The organism is Lentzea sp. NPDC036949 (assembly GCF_055608075.1).
In genome coordinates this window covers 357,029-374,495 of sequence record NZ_JBVJRA010000002.1, presented here as the reverse complement: position 1 = coordinate 374,495, position 17,467 = coordinate 357,029, and the positions used below count along the sequence as shown (strand labels likewise).

The window sequence follows — 17,467 nt, the reverse complement described above, 5'->3', positions numbered from 1 at the left end:
GGCAACGTCTGCAGATCAGGATTGGGAGGTGTCGTGGAATCGTTCACCGCGGACCGGCTGCGGCTGGTGTGGCAGCCCGGCGTCCCCGCCACCCCGGGAGGGCTCCGGTGACCGACACGTACGTCTTCCCGGCGTCCTTCGGCCAGGAACGGCTGTGGATGCTGCACGAGATGGGCGCGGGCAGCGCCTACCACGTCAGCGGCGCGCTGCGGCTGACCGGCGACCTGAACGCGGACTTCCTGCGCCAGGCGCTGCAGCTGCTCGTCGACCGGCACGAGGCGCTGCGCACCGGTGTCGAGATCGGCGAGGGCGGCGCGGTCACGCAGGTCGCGATCTCCGAGCTGACCGTCCCGTTCAGCACCGGGGACACGGCCGAAGCCGGGCTGGACGACGCGGTCCGGGCCGTCGTGGAGCCGCCGTTCACCCTGTCCGCGCCGCCGTTGCTGCGGGCGCGGTTGCTGCGGATCACCGACGCGCCGGAGCCGCAGTGGGTGCTCGTGCTGTGCGTGCACCACATCGTGGTCGACGGCTGGTCGCTGGGCATCCTGATGGCCGAGCTGGGCGCCGCGTACGCCGCACTGGCGGGCGGCACCCCGCCGCGGTGGCCAGAACCGGAGATGCAGTACGCCGACTTCGCCCTGTGGCAGCGGGACTTCCTGGCTGGCGACGAGGTCGCGGGGCAGCTGGAGTTCTGGCGGACCACCCTGGCCGGTGCGACCGCGCTCGACCTGGTGACCGACCACCCGCGCGGCTCGGCCACCGGCTACCGGGGCGGCACGGTCCGCGCGGTACTGCCGGACGTGCTGGTGAAGCGGCTGGCCACGGCCGCGCAGAGCGAGAACGCCACCGAGTTCATGGTGTTCGTGGCCGCGTGGTCGATCGTGCTGGCGCGGTGGAGCGGCCAGGACGACCTCGTCATCGGCACACCGGTCGCCGGCCGGCCCAGTGACGAGCTCGACGGCGTGGTCGGGTTCTTCGTCAACACGCTGCCGCTGCGGGTGCGGCTCGACCCGCTGGAGACGCTGCGGCAGGCGCTGGTGCGGTGCCGGTCGGTCTGCCTGACCGCGCTGGCCCACCAGGACGTGCCGTTCGAGTGGATCAAGCAGGCGCGCGGTGACGGCCCGAAGATCCCGCAGACCGTGCTGGCCCTGCAGAACACCCCGAGCGGCGACCTCAGCCTCCCCGGCGTGCAGGTGCAGCCGGTCGCGGTGCACAGCGGCGGTGCGCAGTTCGACGTGGGGCTGTACCTCGCGCCGGCCGACGACGGTCTCGCCGCCGAGGTGGCGTACTCCACCGGTCTGTTCGAGGAGGCGTCCGCGCAACGCGTGCTGGACGCGTTCGTGACCGTGCTGACCGAGTTCACCGAGCACCTGGACGCTCCGCTGTGGACGCTCCCGGTGCTGTCCGCGGCCGAACGGGCGCGGGTCGAGGCGATGACCGGGTCGACCGAGCTCGCCGAGCCGCTGCCGTCGATCACGGAGTGGTTCGGGCGGACCGCCGCACGCACACCGGACGCGGTCGCGGTCGTCGCGGACGCCACCGGTGACTCGATGACCTACCGCGAGCTGGACATCCGCGCGGCGGAGGTCGCGTCGTGGTTGCGGGCCAACGGCGTCCGGGTGGGCGACTGCGTCGGCGTGTGCCTCGAACGCGGCCTCGACCTGGCCGTCGCGGTGCTGGCGGTGCTGAAGGCGGGCGGCGCGTACCTGCCGCTCGACCCGGACTACCCCGATGGACGGCTGGCGGCGGTGCTGGCCGGTGCGAAGCCGGGCATCGTGCTCGCCTCGGCCGCGACGCGGTCCCGGGTCTCCGGCGGCACCCGCGTCGTGGACGTCGCCGAGGTCACGGGAGAACCGGCGGCGCCGGTGGAGGTGCCCGGGGACAGCGCGTCCTACGTGGTCTTCACGTCCGGTTCGACGGGCGTGCCCAAGGGTGCGGTCAACACCGTCGCGGGCCTGGCCAACCGGCTGCGCGCGGCGGAGGCGCGGATGCCGCTGGGCACCGGCGACGTGGTCGCCCAGAAGACCCCGATCGGCTTCGACGTGGCCGTGCCCGAGATCCTCTGGCCGTTGCTCGTGGGCGCCCGGCTGGTGTTCGCCGCACCGGGCGGTCACCGCGATCCTCGTTACCTCAAGGAGTTCTTCACCCGGCACGGCGTCACGCACACGCACTTCGTGCCGTCGATGCTGCGCCTGTTCCTCGACTACGGCATCACCGCCGCCGACGTGCCCTCGCTCCGGCGGGTGCAGTGCAGCGGCGAGGAGCTGCCGGCAAGGCTGGCGGCGGACTTCCTCGCCGCGTTCCCCGGCGTCGAGCTGCACAACATGTACGGCCCGGCCGAGGCCGCGGTCGAGGTGACGCACTTCCGGGTCGACACGGCGGCGGACAGCAGCCGGGTGCCGATCGGCGACCCGTTGCCGGGCGTGCAGCTGCTGCTGCTCGACGCGCACGGGCAGCCCGTGCCCGTCGGTGTTCCCGGTGAGCTGCACATCGCGGGCGTGCAGACCGCCCGCGCCTACCTCGGCCAGCCGCGGGCGACCGCGGCCGCCTTCCTGCCGCACGAGAACGGCACGCGGATCTACAGGACCGGCGACCGGGCGTACTGGAACTCGCACGGGCAGCTGGTCTTCCTCGGCCGCACCGACCACCAGGTCAAGATCCGCGGCCAGCGCGTCGAACCGGCGGAGATCGCCAGTGCGATGCGCACGCACCCGGCGGTCACCGACGCGGTCGTGGTCGTCCGGCCGGACGAGCACGGCGGCCCTCGGCTCGTCGGCTACCTCGTGACCGACGGCGACGTGGCCGTGGACGAGCTGCGGCGCCACCTCGCCGACCGGCTGCCCGCCGCCATGGTGCCCGGCCGGTTCGTGACCGTGCCGTCGTTCCCGGTGAACGACAACGGGAAGGTCGACCACGCCGCGCTGCCGCTGCCACCGGCGGACCTGGTGGAGTCGGTCCGCGTGCCGCCCAGGACGCCCGTGGAGACGCTGCTGGTGAAGCTGTGGGCCGACGTGCTGGGCGTGCCCGAGGTCGGCATCCGCGACGACTTCTACGAGCTCGGCGGCGACTCGCTGCGCGCGGTGAACCTGTTGCAGCGCACCCGTGAGCTCGGCCTGGACTTCCCCCTGCAGGTGCTGCTCGGCCGGCACACGATCGAGGAGCTGGCCGAGCTGGCCCCGGAAGGGCGCGGCTGATGACCCGCACCTCCCCCACCTCCGCGAACACCGTGCCCACCGCCGCGGTCTCCGACGGCAGAGCGGTCGACCTCCTGCACCGGATGGTGGCCATCCCGTCGGTGTCCGGCCAGGAGGGCGAGCTGGCCCGGTTCGTCGTCGGCGCCATGACCGAGCTGGGTTTCGAGGCGCACGTGGACGACGCCGGCAACGCCGTCGGTGTGATCGGCGCCGCCGACGGTCCCACGATCATGCTGCTCGGCCACCTGGACACGGTGCCGGGCGGGCCACCGGTCCGGCTCGACGGCGACAAGCTGTACGGGCGTGGTTCCGTGGACGCCAAGGGACCGCTCGCGACGATGATCGTCGCCGCGGCACGGGCACGGGCGGCCGGTGCGCGGATCGTGGTCGTCGGCGCGGTCGACGAGGAACGCGACTCCGTCGGCGCGCACTACGTCGCGGTCACCCAGCGCGCGGACGCCGTGGTGATCGGCGAACCGAGCGGTGTGGGCACGGTCGTGGTCGGCTACAAGGGCGTGCTGCGGTTCACCTGCTCCGTCGACCGGCCGCAGGCGCACACCAGCTCGCCGGACCCCAACGCGAGCGAGGTCGCCGCGGCCTTCTGGGAGGCGCTGCGCGCGCGGTACGCGGTGGCCGGTGGCCGGGTGTTCGACCAGCTGTCCCCCACCCTGGTCAGCACGTCGGGCGACCTCGTCCACGCCGACCTGGTGGTCTCCTGCCGCACACCGCTGGACTTCGACACCGCCGCCTTCCTGGCCGAGGTGCGCGATCTCGCCGGTGACGCGCAGATCCGGGTGCTGGAGACGACGCCGGCGATCCGCCGGTCCCGCGCCGACCCGGTGGCCAGGGCGCTGGCCGCCGCGGTGCGGGAGCACACCGGCGGCGCCGAGTTCAAGCTGAAGCTCGGCACCTCGGACATGAACGTCCTGGGTCCGGCGTGGCAGGTGCCGATCGCCACGTACGGTCCCGGTGACCCGCACCTGGACCACACGCCCACCGAGCACGTCGACCTGTCCGAGTACCTGCTGGCGGTGACGGTCCTGACCGACGCCGTCGGCCGGCTCGCCACCGATCTGATGTCACCGAGCTGACCAGGGGATGACCTGATGGACCTGCCTGTCGCCGTACTGGCATCGCGCATCCGGCTCGAGGAGAAGCTGATCCTCGCCGAGCTGGCCCGGCGCGGGGTGCCGGTGGAAGTGATCGACACCCGCCGGGCGCTGTTCGAGGTGCAGGCGCCCACACCCGCCTACGCGGGCGTGATCAGCCGCGAGATCTCCCACACCCGCAACGTCTACGCGGCGCGGTTGCTGGAGCACTCCGGCCTCACCGTGGTCAACAGCGCCGACGTCGTCGCGCTGTGCGGGGACAAGCTGCTCACCACCCTCACCCTGCACGCCGCCGGGCTGCCGGTGCCGCGGGCGGCCGTGAGCCTGTCGCCGGAGCACGCGCTGGACCACCTGGAGGACTTCGGGTTCCCGCTGGTGTCCAAGCCGGTGAACGGGTCGTGGGGGCACCTGGCCGCACGGCCCACCGACCGCAACTCCGCCGAGATCATGCTGGAGCACCGCAGCGCGCTGCCCGGCCTGCACCACCAGGTCGTCTACGTGCAGGAGTACGTCGACAAACCCGGCCGCGACATCAAGGCCTACGTCATGGGCGGTGAGGTCGTCGGCGTGATCTACAAGATGTCCGACGAGTGGCGCACGAACACCGCACGCGGTGGCACGACGATGCGCTGCGACCCCGACGAGGAGCTGACCAAGCTCCTGCGGGCCACGGCCGACGCGGTGGGCGACGGCATCCTCGGCATCGACGTGCTGGAGTCCGAGCACGACGGCTACCTCGTCAACGAGGTCAACCACACGCCGGAGTTCCACGGCGCACTCGAGGTGCTGTCGGTGGACCTGGTCGGGGCCTACGTGGACTTCGCGACCCGCAAGCTCGGCATCGGTGCGGCGGCATGAGCGACAAGCTGGCGATGTTCGGCGGCACCAGGGTGATCGGGAAGGGCAGCGTCCCTCCCGAGCAGGTCCGGTGGCCGGTGATCACGGACGCCGAGCACGAGGCGACCCGGCGCGTGCTGGACAGCGGGCAGTTCACGTCCAACAGCACCGGCGGCGGTGAGGTGGCCGCGCTGGAGGCGGAGTGGGCCGAGTTCGTCGGTGCCCCGCACTGCGCGGCGGTGGTCAACGGGACCGCGGCCATCGAGCTGGCGCTCGCCGCGGCCGGGATCGAGCCGGGCGCGGAGGTCCTGGTGCCCGCGCTGAGCTTCATCGCGAGCGCCATCGGTGCCGTGCAGCGGATGCTCGTGCCGGTGTTCGTAGACATCGACCCGGTCACGTACAACATGTCACCGGAGGCCGCGGCGGCGGCGATCACCCCGCGGACCCGCGCGATCCTCGTGGTGCACCTGCACGGCCTGCCCGCCGACATGACCGCGTTGCGCGCGCTGGCCGACCGGCACGACCTGCTGCTGGTCGAGGACGCCGCGCAGTCGCACGGTGCCACCTACCGGGGCAGGCGCACCGGCACGCTCGGCGACATCGCCACGTTCAGCCTCAACGTGGTCAAGAACCTGCCCACGTGCGGCGAAGGCGGCCTGATCACCACCGCGGACCCGGAGCTGCACCGGAAGGTCGTGCTGCACCGGCAGTTCGGCGAGGACCTGCGCGGCGGCCGGGAACGGGACTACGTCTCCCGCGTGCTGGCGGGGAACGCGAAGCTCAGCGCCATCCAGGCGGCGTTCACCCGCGCCCAGCTCGCGCGCCTGCCGGAGTACGACGCCGCCCGCAAGCGCAACGTCGAGGCGATGCTCGCCGCGCTGGCCGGCCTGCCGGGGCTCGTGCTGCCGGAGGTGCCGGCCGACCGGACGCACGCCTGGCACATCCTGCGGTTGCGCTTCGACCCGGCGGCCACGGGCCACCCGGACGTGCGTCCCGGTGCACTGCGGTCGATCCTGCACCGCGCACTGCGCGCCGAGGGCGTGCCGTTGCAGCCGTACCAGCTGGTGCCGCTGCCGATGCAGGAGGCGTTCCAGACCCGTGCCGGGTTCGGCGGGTACCCGTGGAAGCTCGGCGGGGACGTCCGCGGCGGGGAGTACCCGGAGACCACGGCGGTCATCGAGTCGTCGCTGACGTTGCAGCGCTGGCACCTGAACCCGCACAGCGGCCCGGTGCTGCTGCGGTGCGCCGAGGCGATCCGCAAGGTGTGGGACAACCTCGACACCCTGATCCCGATCGCACGCAGCGTGGACCACCAGTCGAAGGCGGCCGTATGACCACCCCGCTCGCCGCCAAGGCGCTGCGCAACCGCGAGCAGATCCTGCGGATGGGCTCCTCGCCGTCCGGCACGCACGTCGGCGGCAGCCTGTCCTGCGTCGACCTGCTCACCGTGCTCTACGACGAGGTGCTCGACCTGCGGCCGGACGAGCCGGACTGGCCGCAGCGGGACCGGTTCATCCTCAGCAAGGGCCACGCCAGCGCCGCCCTCTACGCCGTGCTGGCCGCCAACGGCTTCCTACCCGAGTCCGAACTGGACACCTACGCCGCCAGCGGTGGCCGGCTCGCGGGGCACCCGTTGCGCCGCCTGCCCGGCGTCGAGTTCCCCAGCGGCTCGCTGGGCCACGGGTTGTCGCTCGGCGCGGGCGTGGCGCTGGCCGCCAAACGCGCGGGGCACCCGTACCGGGCCTTCGTGCTGATGGGCGACGGTGAGCTGCAGGAGGGCTCGGTGTGGGAGGCGGCCCAGTTCGCGCCCGCGGCGGGTCTGGACAACCTGGTCGCCATCGTGGACCGCAACGGCTGGCAGATCACCGGCCGCACCGAGGACCTGGGCCTCGAACCGCTCGCCGACCGGTGGCGCAGCTTCGGCTGGACCGCCGTGGAGGTGGACGGCCACGACCTGGACGCGCTGCGCGAGGTCTTCGCGTCGCTGGAGCCGGGTCGTCCCACGGCCGTCATCGCGCGAACGGTCAAGGGCAAGGGCGTTCCGCTGTTCGAGGACAAGAAGAAGAGCCACCACGTCACGCTGACCCCCGCGTTGCTCACCAGGGCGCAGGCGGGTCTGCGGGCGCGGTCGAGGAGGACGTCATGAGCGTCGAGACAGCCCCCGGCGTCCTGGTGCCCACCCGCGAGGTCTACCGCCGGGTCCTCGGCGAGCTGGCCAAGCGGGACCCGCGGGTGTTCTGCGTGGACTCCGACATGGGCGGGCTGGAGACCGGTTTCGGCGAGCGGTTCCCCGACCGGTACACCAACGTGGGCATCGCCGAGGCGAACATGATGGGCGTCAGCGCCGGACTGGCCTCCGCGGGCTTCCTGCCCTACGCCAACACCATCAGCACGTTCGCCGCGTGCCGGGCGTGCGAGCAGATGAAGGTCGACGTCGCGGGCAACAACCTGCCGGTGCGGATCGTCGTCACGCACGCCGGGTTCTCCGCGGGGCACTACGGTCCCACGCACCACGCGCTGGAGGACATCGCCATCGCCCGCACCATGCCGAACATGACCGTCGTCGTGCCGTCGGACTCGGTGTCGACCGAGGCGGCCGTGTGGGCGACCGCGGACCTGCCCGGTCCGCTGTTCCTGCGGCTGGGCCGGGCGGCCACCCCGCTCGTGCACGAGTCGCCGGACGACTTCGTGCTCGGCAAGGCCACGCGGCTGCGCGACGGCGACGACGTGACGATCATCGCCACCGGGCCGTACCCGGCCGTGCTGGCCCTGCAGGCGCACGACCTGCTCGCCGCGGCCGGGGTCAGCGCGCGCGTGCTGGACATGCACACCGTCAAGCCCATCGACCGCGACGCGATCGTGGCGGCGTCCGAGCAGACCCGCGGCATCGTCACGGTCGAGGACCACGTGCTGGAGGGCGGCATGAGCAGCGCGGTCTGCGAGGTGCTCGCCGAGACCGCGCCGTGCCGGGTTCGCCGCATCGGTGTCCCCACCTCGTTCTTCGACGTCGTCGGCGACGAGCTGGAACTGCTGGCGGCGACCGGGGTCAGCGCGGAAGCCGTCGTCGCGGCGGCCGAGGCCCTGCTGTAGGGGACTCTCCGGACTACTTCGGGGAGTGCACGGACCACATGCTCGGCTGGACATCAGAGGAGGAGCCATGACCACCGCGACGGCGTGCCCCGAGTGCGAGGGCGCGATCGAGATCACGAGCTCGGTGACGCAGAACGAGATCGTGGAGTGCCCCGACTGCATGAGCGAGCTCGAGGTCGTCACCGCCGAGCCGCTGGTGCTGGCGCTGGCTCCCGAGATGGACGAGGACTGGGGCGAGTAGGTGACCTCGATCTCCGCCGGCGTCGTCGGCGCGGCCGGGTACATCGGCGGTGAGCTGCTCCGGCTGCTCACCGCCCACCCCGAGGTCGAGGTGACGCGCGCCTACTCCGCGAGCCAGCAGGGCAAGCGGGTCGACAGCCTGCACCCCAACCTGCGCGGCCACACCTCGCTGACCTTCACGCACCCGGACGAGCTCGGCTCCCACGACGTGCTGTTCATCGCCGTGTCGCACGGGAAGGCCGCCGAGCTGGTCCAGGCGATCGGCCCGGCCGCACCGCTCGTCGTCGACCTCACCGCGGACTTCCGGTTGAAGGACCCCGCGGTCTACGAGACGTACTACGGCTCGGCGCACCCGGCGCCGGACCTGCTGGCCGGGTTCACGCCGGGACTGCCGGAACGCCACCGGGACGCGCTGCGGACGGCGGCGCGGATCAGCGTGCCGGGGTGCATGGCGAACGCGGCGATCCTGGCGCTGGCACCGCTGGCCGGGATCGTCGACCAGGACGTGACGATCGACGCCAAGATCGGCTCCAGCGGTTCCGGCGCGACCGCGACCGGGATGAACCTGCACTCCGAGCGCAGCGGGGCGATGCGGGTGTTCGCGGCGGTCCGGCACCGGCACGAGGCCGAGGTCGAGCAGGAGACCGGGCTGCGGGTGCGGATGACGGCGACCGGCGTCGAGGCGGTGCGCGGGGCTCAGGTCCTGTGTCACGCCACGGCCTCCGGTGTCACCGAGAACGACCTGCGCCGCGCCTACCGCACCGCCTACGGGAACGAGCCGTTCGTGCGGATCGTCGCGCAACGGCGTGGCCTGTACCGGCTGCCGGAGCCGAAGATCCTGGCCGGGACCAACTTCTGCGATGTCGGGTTCGCCGTGGACGGTGACCGCGTGCTGGCCGTCGCGGCGCTGGACAACCTCGGCAAGGGCGGCGCGAGCAACGCCGTGCAGTGCCTGAACATCCGCATGGGCTGGGCGGAGAGCACCGGCCTCGGCTTCGTCGGGCTGCACCCGATCTAGCACCGCGACCGGCCTGAGACCGCCGGCGCGGCACCGACACAGGCAGGAGAGACATGGACGGCGTGCTCGTGGTCAAGGTCGGCGGGGCGGCCGGTGTCGACGCCACCGGGGTCTGCGCGGACGTGTCGGACCTGGTCCACGCCGGTCGGCGGGTCGTGCTGGTGCACGGCGGCTCGGCGACGGTCGACTCACTGGCGGACCGGCTCGACGTGCCCCAACGTCACCTCACCTCCGCCAGCGGTGTCACGACCCGGCACACGGACGCGGCCACCCTGGAGGTGCTGCAACTGGCGCTGCTCGGCCAGGTCCGCCCGGCCGTGCTCGGTGCGCTGGGCGAGCGCGGCATCCGCGCGATCGGACTCTCCGGGCTGGACGCCGGTCTGCTGCGGGCCGAACGCCGCGCCGCCGTCCGCGCCGTGGTGGACGGCAAGCGCGTCCTGGTCCGCGACGACCACAGCGGACGGATCACCTCGGTGTCCGGGGCGCTGCTGGAGTTGCTGCTGGACAACGGGTACACCCCGGTGATTTCGCCGCCGGCGGTCGCCGAGGACGGCCGCCCGGTGAACGTCAACGCGGACCGGGTCGCCGCCGCGGTGGCCGCCGAGCTCAAGGCGGACACGCTGGTGTTCCTCACCGCCGCCCCCGGACTGCTCGCGGACCTGTGCGATCCCACGTCGCTGCTGAGCAGCTACCCGCTCACCGCGGCCAGCGCGTCCACCGTGTCCGGTGGCATGTCGGTGAAGCTGATCGGGGCGCGCGAGGCGTTGCAGGGCGGCGTGCGGACGGTGCTGATCTCCGACGGCAGGGCGGAGTCGCCGGTGAGCCGGGCGCTCGACGGCGCCGGCACCCGCGTCACCCTCGCCTGAGAGACATGTCTCCCCCGGCCGGCGAACCGACCGGGGGAGAACGCTGTCACGCGATCCGGCGCATGGTGCCGGTGAGTGCCGCGACCTCCGAGCGGGACGAGACCTCCAGCTTGTCGAAGATCCGGCGCAGGTAGGTCTCCACCGTCTTGTGGCTCAACGTCAACGCCCGCGCGATCTGCTGGTTGGTCCGTCCCCTCGCCACGAGCTCGGCCACCTGGTTCTCCCGCACGCTCAACAGGCTCAGCCGCTCCACGACGGCCTTCTCGAAGTCCTCGACCTCGGCCTCCCCCGCCGCGCGCACGGGTGCCCCGTCCAGGTGCAGCACGGCGAGCAGGACCGGGTGCGACCGGGCGGACAGCACGGCGACGGCCGCGCGCACCAGCTGCCGCGCCTGCTTCTGCTCGGTCACCGACTCCAGGCACGCCAGCGCCAGCAGGGTCAGCCCCAGCTGGTCGGCCGGACCGCGCCGGGACAGCAGCTCGTCCTCCAGCGCGTGCCAGAACCGCGCCTCGTCGTTCCTGCCCACCGCCGAGCTGAGCCCGGCCAGCACCGCGCACAGCGACCCCGGCACCGCCGTGCCGCCGCTCGCGATCACGTGCCGGATCTCGGCGCACAGCCGTTTCGTCCGCACCGCGACCCCGGCCGAGCCGGTCGAGGAGGCGAGCGCACTCGCGTCCTGCGCGTGTTCCACCGCCAGTCCCAGCGCGCCGTCGCGCAGGTGTGCGGTGGCCAGGCCGAGGTGGAGCCGGCCGAGGACGTGGACCTGCTGGTGCCGCTCGGCGAGCTCCAGCCCGCGGGTGAACTCGGTCAGCGCGTGCGCGGTGCGGCCGGACCAGATGTTCGCCCAGCCGAGCCAGTCGAGCGCTTCACACGTCGACGTGACGTCATCACCCAGTCGGTCGAGCGCCTCGGCGGTGCTGTCGGCCACTGCCGCCGCCTCGGTGCCGCGGCCCAGTGTGGCGAGCATCGCGCTGTGCACGGCCGCCGCGCGCGGATCGGCCTGCGCCAGTGGTGCGACGGTGTCCAGCAGACCGGCCACGTCACCGCCGCTGTCCAGTGCGATCTCGGCGAGGGCGAGCGGCACCTCGACGTGCCGGACGGCCGTGCGGACCACCTCCGCCGCGTCGTCGAACCTGCCGAGCAGGCGCAGCGCCCGGACGTGGGACTCGGCCAGGCCGGTGAGGGTCGCCGGGTCCAGCTCGTCGTGGTGCCGCCACGCCTGCTGGTGCTCCGGCAGGCTCTCGGCCAGCCGCCCGGACAGCGCGGTGGCCCTCGCGAGCCGGGTGACCAGCTCGCCGCGGTGCAGGTCGTGCCGCTCCAGCAACGCCCGCAGCCAGCGCGACACCGCGCCGGGCATGCGGTCACCGGTGCTCCTGACCGCGGCCAGGAGCGTCTCGGCGTCCCGCTCGGTCGCCGGTTTGCCGGACCGTTCGAGGTGGTGCGCCTGGTCGGCCAGCGGTGCGCCGCGCTTCCACAGCGCCTCGTAGGCCCTGGCGTGAGCACCGATCCGCCACCCGCCACCCGACTGCCGGTAGCAGATCGCCCTGACCACGCCGTCGCGGAAACCGAGCCGGTTGTCCCTGGTGCGCACCAGGTCCTGGGCGATCAGCTCGTCCAGGCCGGCCAACGCGCGGTCGTGTTCGAGCTCGGCGACCTCGGCCACCAGCACCGGGTCGATCGCGTCGCCGACGACGGCGGCGGCCTGGGCGAACAACCGCCCCTCCGGTCCCAGCGCCTGCAGGTCCACGCCCACGGCCGCCGCGACCGGGTGCGGCGACGGCAGGTCGTCCACGACCGCCGTGTCGTCGTGCGCACCGGCGGCCAGCGCGCTCAGCAGTCCTGGCTGCCCGCCGCTGAGCCGGTGCAGCACCCTGCGGCGACCCGGCCGCATGGTGGCGGGCAGCAGCCGCGCCGAGTCGGCCGGGTCCAGCGGTCCCAGCTCGATCCGCCGCACCGCACCGGTCTCCGCCGCCGTGCCCAGCGCGCTGACCAGGTCGACCGGCGTCTGCCGGGGACGGTGGGTCAGCACGAGCAGCACGGGTGCGGCCAGCGGGCGGCGCACCAGGTTGAGGATCATCTCGACGGAGCTCTGCTGCGCGTTGTGCACGTCGTCGAGCAGCAGCACGAGCGGTGCGTCCTCGCTCAGCTTCCCCAGCAACGCGCGGATGCCCTGACAGGCCCAGTACCGCCGTTCCTGCGGCTGTGTCCGGGTGGCGCCGGACGCGTGCAGCACGGGGAACATCTCCGGCAACCGGACTGCCGCCCGCGGGTCCATTCCGGACAGCAGACGCGCACCGCCTGCCGCCAGCAGGTCGTCCAGTGCGTCGGCGAACACCGCGAACTCCGTCATCAGCGGCTTGCCCACGGCCTCGCCGTGCGCCACCAGCACACCCGCGCGTTCCGCCCGTTCCCGGAACGCGGCCAGCAGCCGGGTCTTGCCCATGCCGGGCTCACCGGCCAGCTCCAGCACCCTGACCGGGCTCCCGCCGAAGGTTCCCAACAGGTGGTCGAAGAACTCGAGCTCCCGCGTCCTGCCCCTCAAGACCGACTGCCCGGACAACTCTCCCGTCCTGCCAAGCCCGCCCCCGAGCATCGACGGCTCCCTCCTCGACAGAGACATACCGCCGTTGGCGCACACCCGCAGGCGCGCACCAGTGCGTGCACGCCGTACGCACTCGTGTGCGCATCGGCATACACCCATGCGTGTATGAATCTGCACGAATAGACCCCAGTACCCGCCTGTCAGTATTACCCGCACACCACACGGCGGCAAGTCTGGCTAATCCGGCGCACGTCAGGGGGAACCTTGACACGCCTGCGGAGATTTGGTTACGTTCGCTTCGGGTCCAGCGACATGGGGGCTGTGACCCAGAAATGGCACTGGGGGCCGACCGGGGGGTTGACATGTCGCGAACTGGAAATACCAGACATCCGCGCAGGCCTTCCACCGGCAGAGCGCAGGCCTGACCTGATCGTCGCTGGCGAGGTAGCACGCGACCGTTGATCTCACGAACCTGACAGTTGACGCCGAGCCGTCCGGCCGGCTCCATTCGTGCTGCCCGCGTTCGATTGATTGTTCACCGACAAGACCACTTCCGCGCAAATTCGACGTGCAAATTTTCGGAACGGCAGGGGTAATCATGGTATCCGAAAGCAAGGCGTTCACACTGAGCGACGAGGAACTCGCGAAGTTCCACCGCGACGGATACATAGGTCCATTCGACCTCTACGAGCCCGAGGAGATGGCCGCGCATTTGCAGGCCCTGCGGCCGAAACTGATCAACACGAAAAAGGCCGTGTACGGCGGCGGCAAGACCATCTCCGGCGTGACCAACCTGTCGAACTACGACCGGCACCTGGACGTCGACTTCCTGGCCGAGCACATCACCCGGCCGGAGATCGTGGACCGGGTGTCGAGCATCCTCGGGCCGGACACGCTGTGCTGGCGCTCGGAGTTCTTCCCCAAGTACCCCGGTGACGAGGGTACGGACTGGCACCAGGCCGACAACTTCTCCAACGTGGCCGGCTCGAAGCACCCGCAGATCGTGTGGCCGGAGGACGCGGACTTCGGCGGCACCATCACGGTGTGGACGGCGTTCACCGACGCGTCGGTGGACATGGGCTGCCTGCAGTTCATCCCCGGCTCCCACAAGTCGATGAACTACGACGAGTCCAAGGTCATGGACTACAACCCGGAGCTGATCAACAACCAGGAGAAGGGCGGGGTGCGCCGCGGGTTCTTCGGCTACGACTACCGGCAGCTGCAGAAGGACCCCAACTGGTCCCCGGACGAGTCCAAAGCGGTCTCGCAGGCGATGAGGCAGGGCCAGTTCATCATCTTCTGGTCCACGCTGATGCACGCCTCGCACCCGCACGCGGGCAAGACCGACCAGATGCGACTCGGCTTCGCGGGGCGTTACCTGCCGACCTCCGTGCGCGTCTACCCGCACTCCGACGCGCTCGCCGAGTTCGGCGGTGCGGCCAGCCTGGAGAAGTTCGGCAACGTGCTCACCTCGGGCCGGGACAACTTCGGGCACAACAAGTTCGTCGAGACCACCGTGAACGGCTTCCGCTTCCCCGTCAGGGACGGGGTGCCGGCCTGATGGCGACCGACGACATCGACACCATCCAGAAGTGGGTCGTGACCACCTGTCAGGACCTCGGGCTGAGCGTGGACGCGGAGTCCGACTTCTTCCGGTCCGGCGGGTCCTCGCTGACGGCGGTCAAGCTGATCGCCAGGGCCGAGGAGGCCTACGGCGAGGACGCGCTGCCGCCGGACGACCTGTTCAGCAACAGCAGCGTCCGCGAGATCGCCGAGAGCATCGCCCGCAACGGGCAGCAGGCCGACGCGTCACCGGCGTAGGCGCACCGCGATGAGGGGTGGCCCCCGGTGTGCCTGCCGGGGGTCACCCCTCCACGCCGTCCACCCGGAAGCAGGGAGCAGATGTCGAGGGGAAGCGCATGAAACGGCTCACCGCCGGACCCAGAGCGCGCGATGTGCACGCTCTGGCCAATGTGGACACGTCGGTTCCCTTTCCGTCGGACAGCAGCATGAAGGAGCTGTTCGAACACCGTGCCCGGCGGAACGGCGAGGCGACCGCGCTCGTGCACGGCGACCGGCGGATGACCTACGCGGAGCTGAACGCGGCGGCCAATCGGCTGGCGGGGCACCTCGTCCGACAGGGGTGCCGGCGCGGTGACGTGGTGGGCGTGTGCGTGCGGCGGTCGTGCGAGCTCGTCGTCGCGCTGCTCGCGATCGTCAAGTGCGGGGCGGTGTACCTGCCGTTCGACCCGTCCTGGCCGGACGAGCGCCTGCACGTGATGTTCGGCATCGCCGACTGCGACCGGGTGGTCACCGACCGGCAGGAGGTCCTGGCGGCGCGGCTGCCGCGGTGCCAGGTGACCGATGTGTCCTCTTCGGACGGTGACGGTGCCGCGGACCCCGCGGTCGCCGTGCTGCCCACGGACATCGCGTACGTCAACTTCACCTCGGGGTCGACCGGGCGGCCCAAGGGCGTGCCGATCCAGCACCGGTCGGTCGTCCGGCTGGTCCACGACGCCCGCTACACCCGGCTCGACGACAGGGCCGTCACCCTGTTCCTCGCGCCGGTCACCTTCGACGCGGCCACGTTCGAGATCTGGGGAGCGCTGCTCAACGGCGGCACGTGCGTGGTCTACCCCGGTGGTTTCGTCCGGCTGTCCGAGCTGCGCCGGGTGGTCCGCCGGCACGTGGTCAGCACGGTCTTCCTGACCACGGCGCTGTTCAACACGATGGTCGACGAGGACGTCGACGCCCTCGGCACCGTCGACACCGTTCTCACCGGCGGTGAGGCGCACTCGTTGCCGCACGTCGAAAAGGCGCTGGCGTACTACGGCGCGGGCCGGATCGTCAGCGTCTACGGCCCCACCGAATGCACCACGTTCGCCACCTACTACCCGCTCACCGGGCCGCAGCCGGAGGACCGGCCGCTGCCGATCGGGCGGCCGATCCAGAACACCCGCGTGCACCTCGTCCGCGACGACAGGCTGTGCGAGCCGGGTGAGACGGGTGAGGTGTGCCTGTCGGGTCCCGGCCTGTCCCCCGGTTACCTCGGGATGCCGGAGGAGACCGCGCGGCGGTTCGTGGACTGCGAGGTCGACGGCGTCACCGAACGCCTGTACCGCACCGGTGACCTCGCGTACTTCGAGGCGGACGGCGTGCTCGTGTTCCAGGGCCGTGACGACGACCAGGTCAAGGTCAACGGTCATCGCATCGAGCTGGGCGAGGTCCAGCACGTGCTGACCGGGCACCCGGACGTGCGCCAGGCCTTCGTCACCGTGCACGTCACCGGCACCGGCGAACGGGTGCTCATGGCTTTCGCCGTCTCGGACGCGCCGGCGGAGGCGTTGCGGGAGCACCTGGCGCACCGCCTGCCGCCGTACATGGTGCCCGCGGTGATCGAGGTCCGCGCGTCGCTCCCCCTGTCGGCGCACGGGAAGGTGGACCGCGAGGCCCTCCTGTCGTCACTGCGGTCCGGGTCATGAGCGACGACATCCGCCAAGAGATCCGGTCCGTCTTGGACGCGGTCGTGCTGCCGCACGCCGACAGCTGGGAGGAGCAGGGGCACATCCCGGCCGACGGGTGGCGTGCGCTGGCGGAGACCGGTCTGCTCTCCCTGCCGCACGAGGGCCCAGGCTTCCTGCGCAGCGCCGTGTTCCTGGAGGAGCTCGGCGGCACCGGGTACGCCGGCGTCCGCGCGGCCATCGGTGTCCACGCCTACATGGCACCCGCCTACCTGCGGATGTTCGGCACCGACGCCCAGCGGGCGGCCTGGCTCAGGCCGGACCGGATCGCCGCGCTGGCCATCACCGAGCAGAACGCGGGAACGGACCTGTCCTCGCTGTCCACAGTGGCCAAACCGGACGGTGCCGGTCACCGGCTGACCGGGGAGAAGTTCTACGTGGCCAACGGTTCCACCGCGGACTACTTCGTCGTGCTGGCCAAGACCCGTGAGGGCGGCACCACCCGCGTGCTGTCCGGGGCGAGCCTGTTCGTGGTGGACGGCCGCTCCCCCGGCATCACCCGGCACCCGCAGCGGACGCTCGGCTGGCGCGCGGCCGGCACGTGCCGGGTGTCGTTCGACGGGGTGGTCGCGGACGGGGTGATCGGCCGGCCGGACCGGGCGCTGCTGCAGCTGATGCCGGCGCTGGACTTCGAACGGCTGGTCGCCGGTCTGCTGGCGGTCGGCGGCGTCCGGCACTGCCTCGACCTGCTGCGGTCGTTCGTGCGGTCGCACCGGGTGCGCGGTGAGGCGCTGAGCGCCAACCAGGCGGTGCGGCACCGCCTGGCCGACCTGGACGCCCAGTTCGAGCTCGTGCGGGCCTTCGCCCACCGGCTGGCGGAGGAGCACTGCGCCGGGCGGCTGGACACCAAGGCCGCTGCCGTTCTCAAGCTCACGGCGACCGAGCTGGCGGTCGCGGCCGCACAGGCGTGCGTGCAGTTCCACGGGGCGCGGGGGTATCTCGACGACTCCGCGCCGGCCCGCCTGTACCGCGACGCGATGGCGGGGACCATCGCGGCCGGCGCGAGCGAGCTCATGCGTGACTTGATCTTCGAGTCGGGGCGATGAGGAG

14 protein-coding genes are annotated in these 17,467 nt (G+C 72.1%); 13 read left to right on the top strand and 1 reads right to left on the bottom strand.

Annotated elements, in window-relative coordinates; genetic code table 11:
- The first annotated feature begins 107 nt into the window (after positions 1–107).
- The 9 genes from ACZ7CD_RS07730 (at position 108) to ACZ7CD_RS07690 (ending at position 10,354) form a co-directional block, all read left to right on the top strand.
- Positions 108–3,194, top strand: a complete 3,087-nt coding sequence (locus tag ACZ7CD_RS07730; RefSeq protein WP_470378556.1) for a non-ribosomal peptide synthetase — start codon at positions 108–110, stop codon at positions 3,192–3,194.
- Complete coding sequence (locus ACZ7CD_RS07725; RefSeq protein WP_470374028.1) at positions 3,194–4,285, top strand: M20/M25/M40 family metallo-hydrolase; 1,092 nt, start codon at positions 3,194–3,196, stop codon at positions 4,283–4,285. Before ACZ7CD_RS07730 ends, ACZ7CD_RS07725 begins: the two co-directional genes overlap by 1 nt.
- A gap of 15 nt (positions 4,286–4,300) precedes the next feature.
- A complete protein-coding gene (lysX, locus tag ACZ7CD_RS07720) occupies positions 4,301–5,161 on the top strand; it encodes a lysine biosynthesis protein LysX (protein ID WP_458432378.1) in 861 nt (286 codons plus the stop codon).
- Positions 5,158–6,474: a DegT/DnrJ/EryC1/StrS family aminotransferase gene (locus ACZ7CD_RS07715; RefSeq protein WP_470378555.1), complete on the top strand. Its 1,317-nt coding sequence runs from the start codon at positions 5,158–5,160 to the stop codon at positions 6,472–6,474. The genes lysX and ACZ7CD_RS07715 overlap by 4 nt, the downstream gene beginning before the upstream one ends.
- Positions 6,471–7,286, top strand: a complete 816-nt coding sequence (locus tag ACZ7CD_RS07710) for a transketolase (RefSeq protein WP_470378554.1) — start codon at positions 6,471–6,473, stop codon at positions 7,284–7,286. Before ACZ7CD_RS07715 ends, ACZ7CD_RS07710 begins: the two co-directional genes overlap by 4 nt.
- Entirely contained in the window at positions 7,283–8,230 is a 948-nt protein-coding gene (locus tag ACZ7CD_RS07705; protein ID WP_470378553.1) for a transketolase family protein, read from the top strand. The genes ACZ7CD_RS07710 and ACZ7CD_RS07705 overlap by 4 nt, the downstream gene beginning before the upstream one ends.
- A gap of 67 nt (positions 8,231–8,297) precedes the next feature.
- Positions 8,298–8,471, top strand: a complete 174-nt coding sequence (gene lysW, locus ACZ7CD_RS07700) for a lysine biosynthesis protein LysW (RefSeq protein WP_360383697.1) — start codon at positions 8,298–8,300, stop codon at positions 8,469–8,471.
- Positions 8,472–9,488, top strand: a complete 1,017-nt coding sequence (argC, locus tag ACZ7CD_RS07695; RefSeq protein WP_470378552.1) for an N-acetyl-gamma-glutamyl-phosphate reductase — start codon at positions 8,472–8,474, stop codon at positions 9,486–9,488.
- A gap of 53 nt (positions 9,489–9,541) precedes the next feature.
- The gene (locus tag ACZ7CD_RS07690; RefSeq protein ID WP_470378551.1) at positions 9,542–10,354 is read left to right on the top strand and encodes a [LysW]-aminoadipate kinase; all 813 of its coding nucleotides are present in this window, start codon (positions 9,542–9,544) and stop codon (positions 10,352–10,354) included.
- A gap of 46 nt (positions 10,355–10,400) precedes the next feature.
- Here ACZ7CD_RS07690 and ACZ7CD_RS07685 read toward each other — a convergent pair whose 3' ends face one another.
- The gene (locus tag ACZ7CD_RS07685) at positions 10,401–12,896 is read right to left on the bottom strand and encodes an AAA family ATPase (RefSeq protein WP_470369154.1); all 2,496 of its coding nucleotides are present in this window, start codon (positions 12,894–12,896) and stop codon (positions 10,401–10,403) included.
- Between the two features lie 598 nt (positions 12,897–13,494).
- Between ACZ7CD_RS07685 and ACZ7CD_RS07680 the strand changes: the two genes are divergently transcribed.
- The 4 genes from ACZ7CD_RS07680 to ACZ7CD_RS07665 all read left to right on the top strand — a co-directional run bounded on the left by ACZ7CD_RS07680 (position 13,495) and on the right by ACZ7CD_RS07665 (position 17,463).
- Positions 13,495–14,457, top strand: a complete 963-nt coding sequence (locus ACZ7CD_RS07680) for a chlorinating enzyme (protein WP_360383708.1) — start codon at positions 13,495–13,497, stop codon at positions 14,455–14,457.
- Positions 14,457–14,717 (top strand): acyl carrier protein, encoded by a 261-nt coding sequence (locus ACZ7CD_RS07675; RefSeq protein ID WP_360383711.1) that lies wholly within the window; start codon positions 14,457–14,459, stop codon positions 14,715–14,717. Before ACZ7CD_RS07680 ends, ACZ7CD_RS07675 begins: the two co-directional genes overlap by 1 nt.
- A gap of 188 nt (positions 14,718–14,905) precedes the next feature.
- Positions 14,906–16,378 (top strand): amino acid adenylation domain-containing protein, encoded by a 1,473-nt coding sequence (locus ACZ7CD_RS07670; RefSeq protein ID WP_470378550.1) that lies wholly within the window; start codon positions 14,906–14,908, stop codon positions 16,376–16,378.
- Complete coding sequence (locus ACZ7CD_RS07665; RefSeq protein ID WP_458432385.1) at positions 16,375–17,463, top strand: acyl-CoA dehydrogenase family protein; 1,089 nt, start codon at positions 16,375–16,377, stop codon at positions 17,461–17,463. Before ACZ7CD_RS07670 ends, ACZ7CD_RS07665 begins: the two co-directional genes overlap by 4 nt.
- Positions 17,464–17,467: the final 4 nt, after the last annotated feature.

Bases quoted from the DNA above. Each gene is read 5' to 3' on its own strand.
- ACZ7CD_RS07725 (WP_470374028.1), top strand. From the start codon at position 3,194: ATGACCCGCACCTCCCCCACCTCCGCGAACACCGTGCCCACCGCCGCG.
- lysX (WP_458432378.1), top strand. From the start codon at position 4,301: ATGGACCTGCCTGTCGCCGTACTGGCATCGCGCATCCGGCTCGAGGAG.
- ACZ7CD_RS07715 (WP_470378555.1), top strand. From the start codon at position 5,158: ATGAGCGACAAGCTGGCGATGTTCGGCGGCACCAGGGTGATCGGGAAG.
- ACZ7CD_RS07710 (WP_470378554.1), top strand. From the start codon at position 6,471: ATGACCACCCCGCTCGCCGCCAAGGCGCTGCGCAACCGCGAGCAGATC.
- ACZ7CD_RS07705 (WP_470378553.1), top strand. From the start codon at position 7,283: ATGAGCGTCGAGACAGCCCCCGGCGTCCTGGTGCCCACCCGCGAGGTC.
- lysW (WP_360383697.1), top strand. From the start codon at position 8,298: ATGACCACCGCGACGGCGTGCCCCGAGTGCGAGGGCGCGATCGAGATC.
- ACZ7CD_RS07690 (WP_470378551.1), top strand. From the start codon at position 9,542: ATGGACGGCGTGCTCGTGGTCAAGGTCGGCGGGGCGGCCGGTGTCGAC.
- ACZ7CD_RS07680 (WP_360383708.1), top strand. From the start codon at position 13,495: ATGGTATCCGAAAGCAAGGCGTTCACACTGAGCGACGAGGAACTCGCG.
- ACZ7CD_RS07675 (WP_360383711.1), top strand. From the start codon at position 14,457: ATGGCGACCGACGACATCGACACCATCCAGAAGTGGGTCGTGACCACC.
- ACZ7CD_RS07670 (WP_470378550.1), top strand. From the start codon at position 14,906: ATGAAGGAGCTGTTCGAACACCGTGCCCGGCGGAACGGCGAGGCGACC.
- ACZ7CD_RS07665 (WP_458432385.1), top strand. From the start codon at position 16,375: ATGAGCGACGACATCCGCCAAGAGATCCGGTCCGTCTTGGACGCGGTC.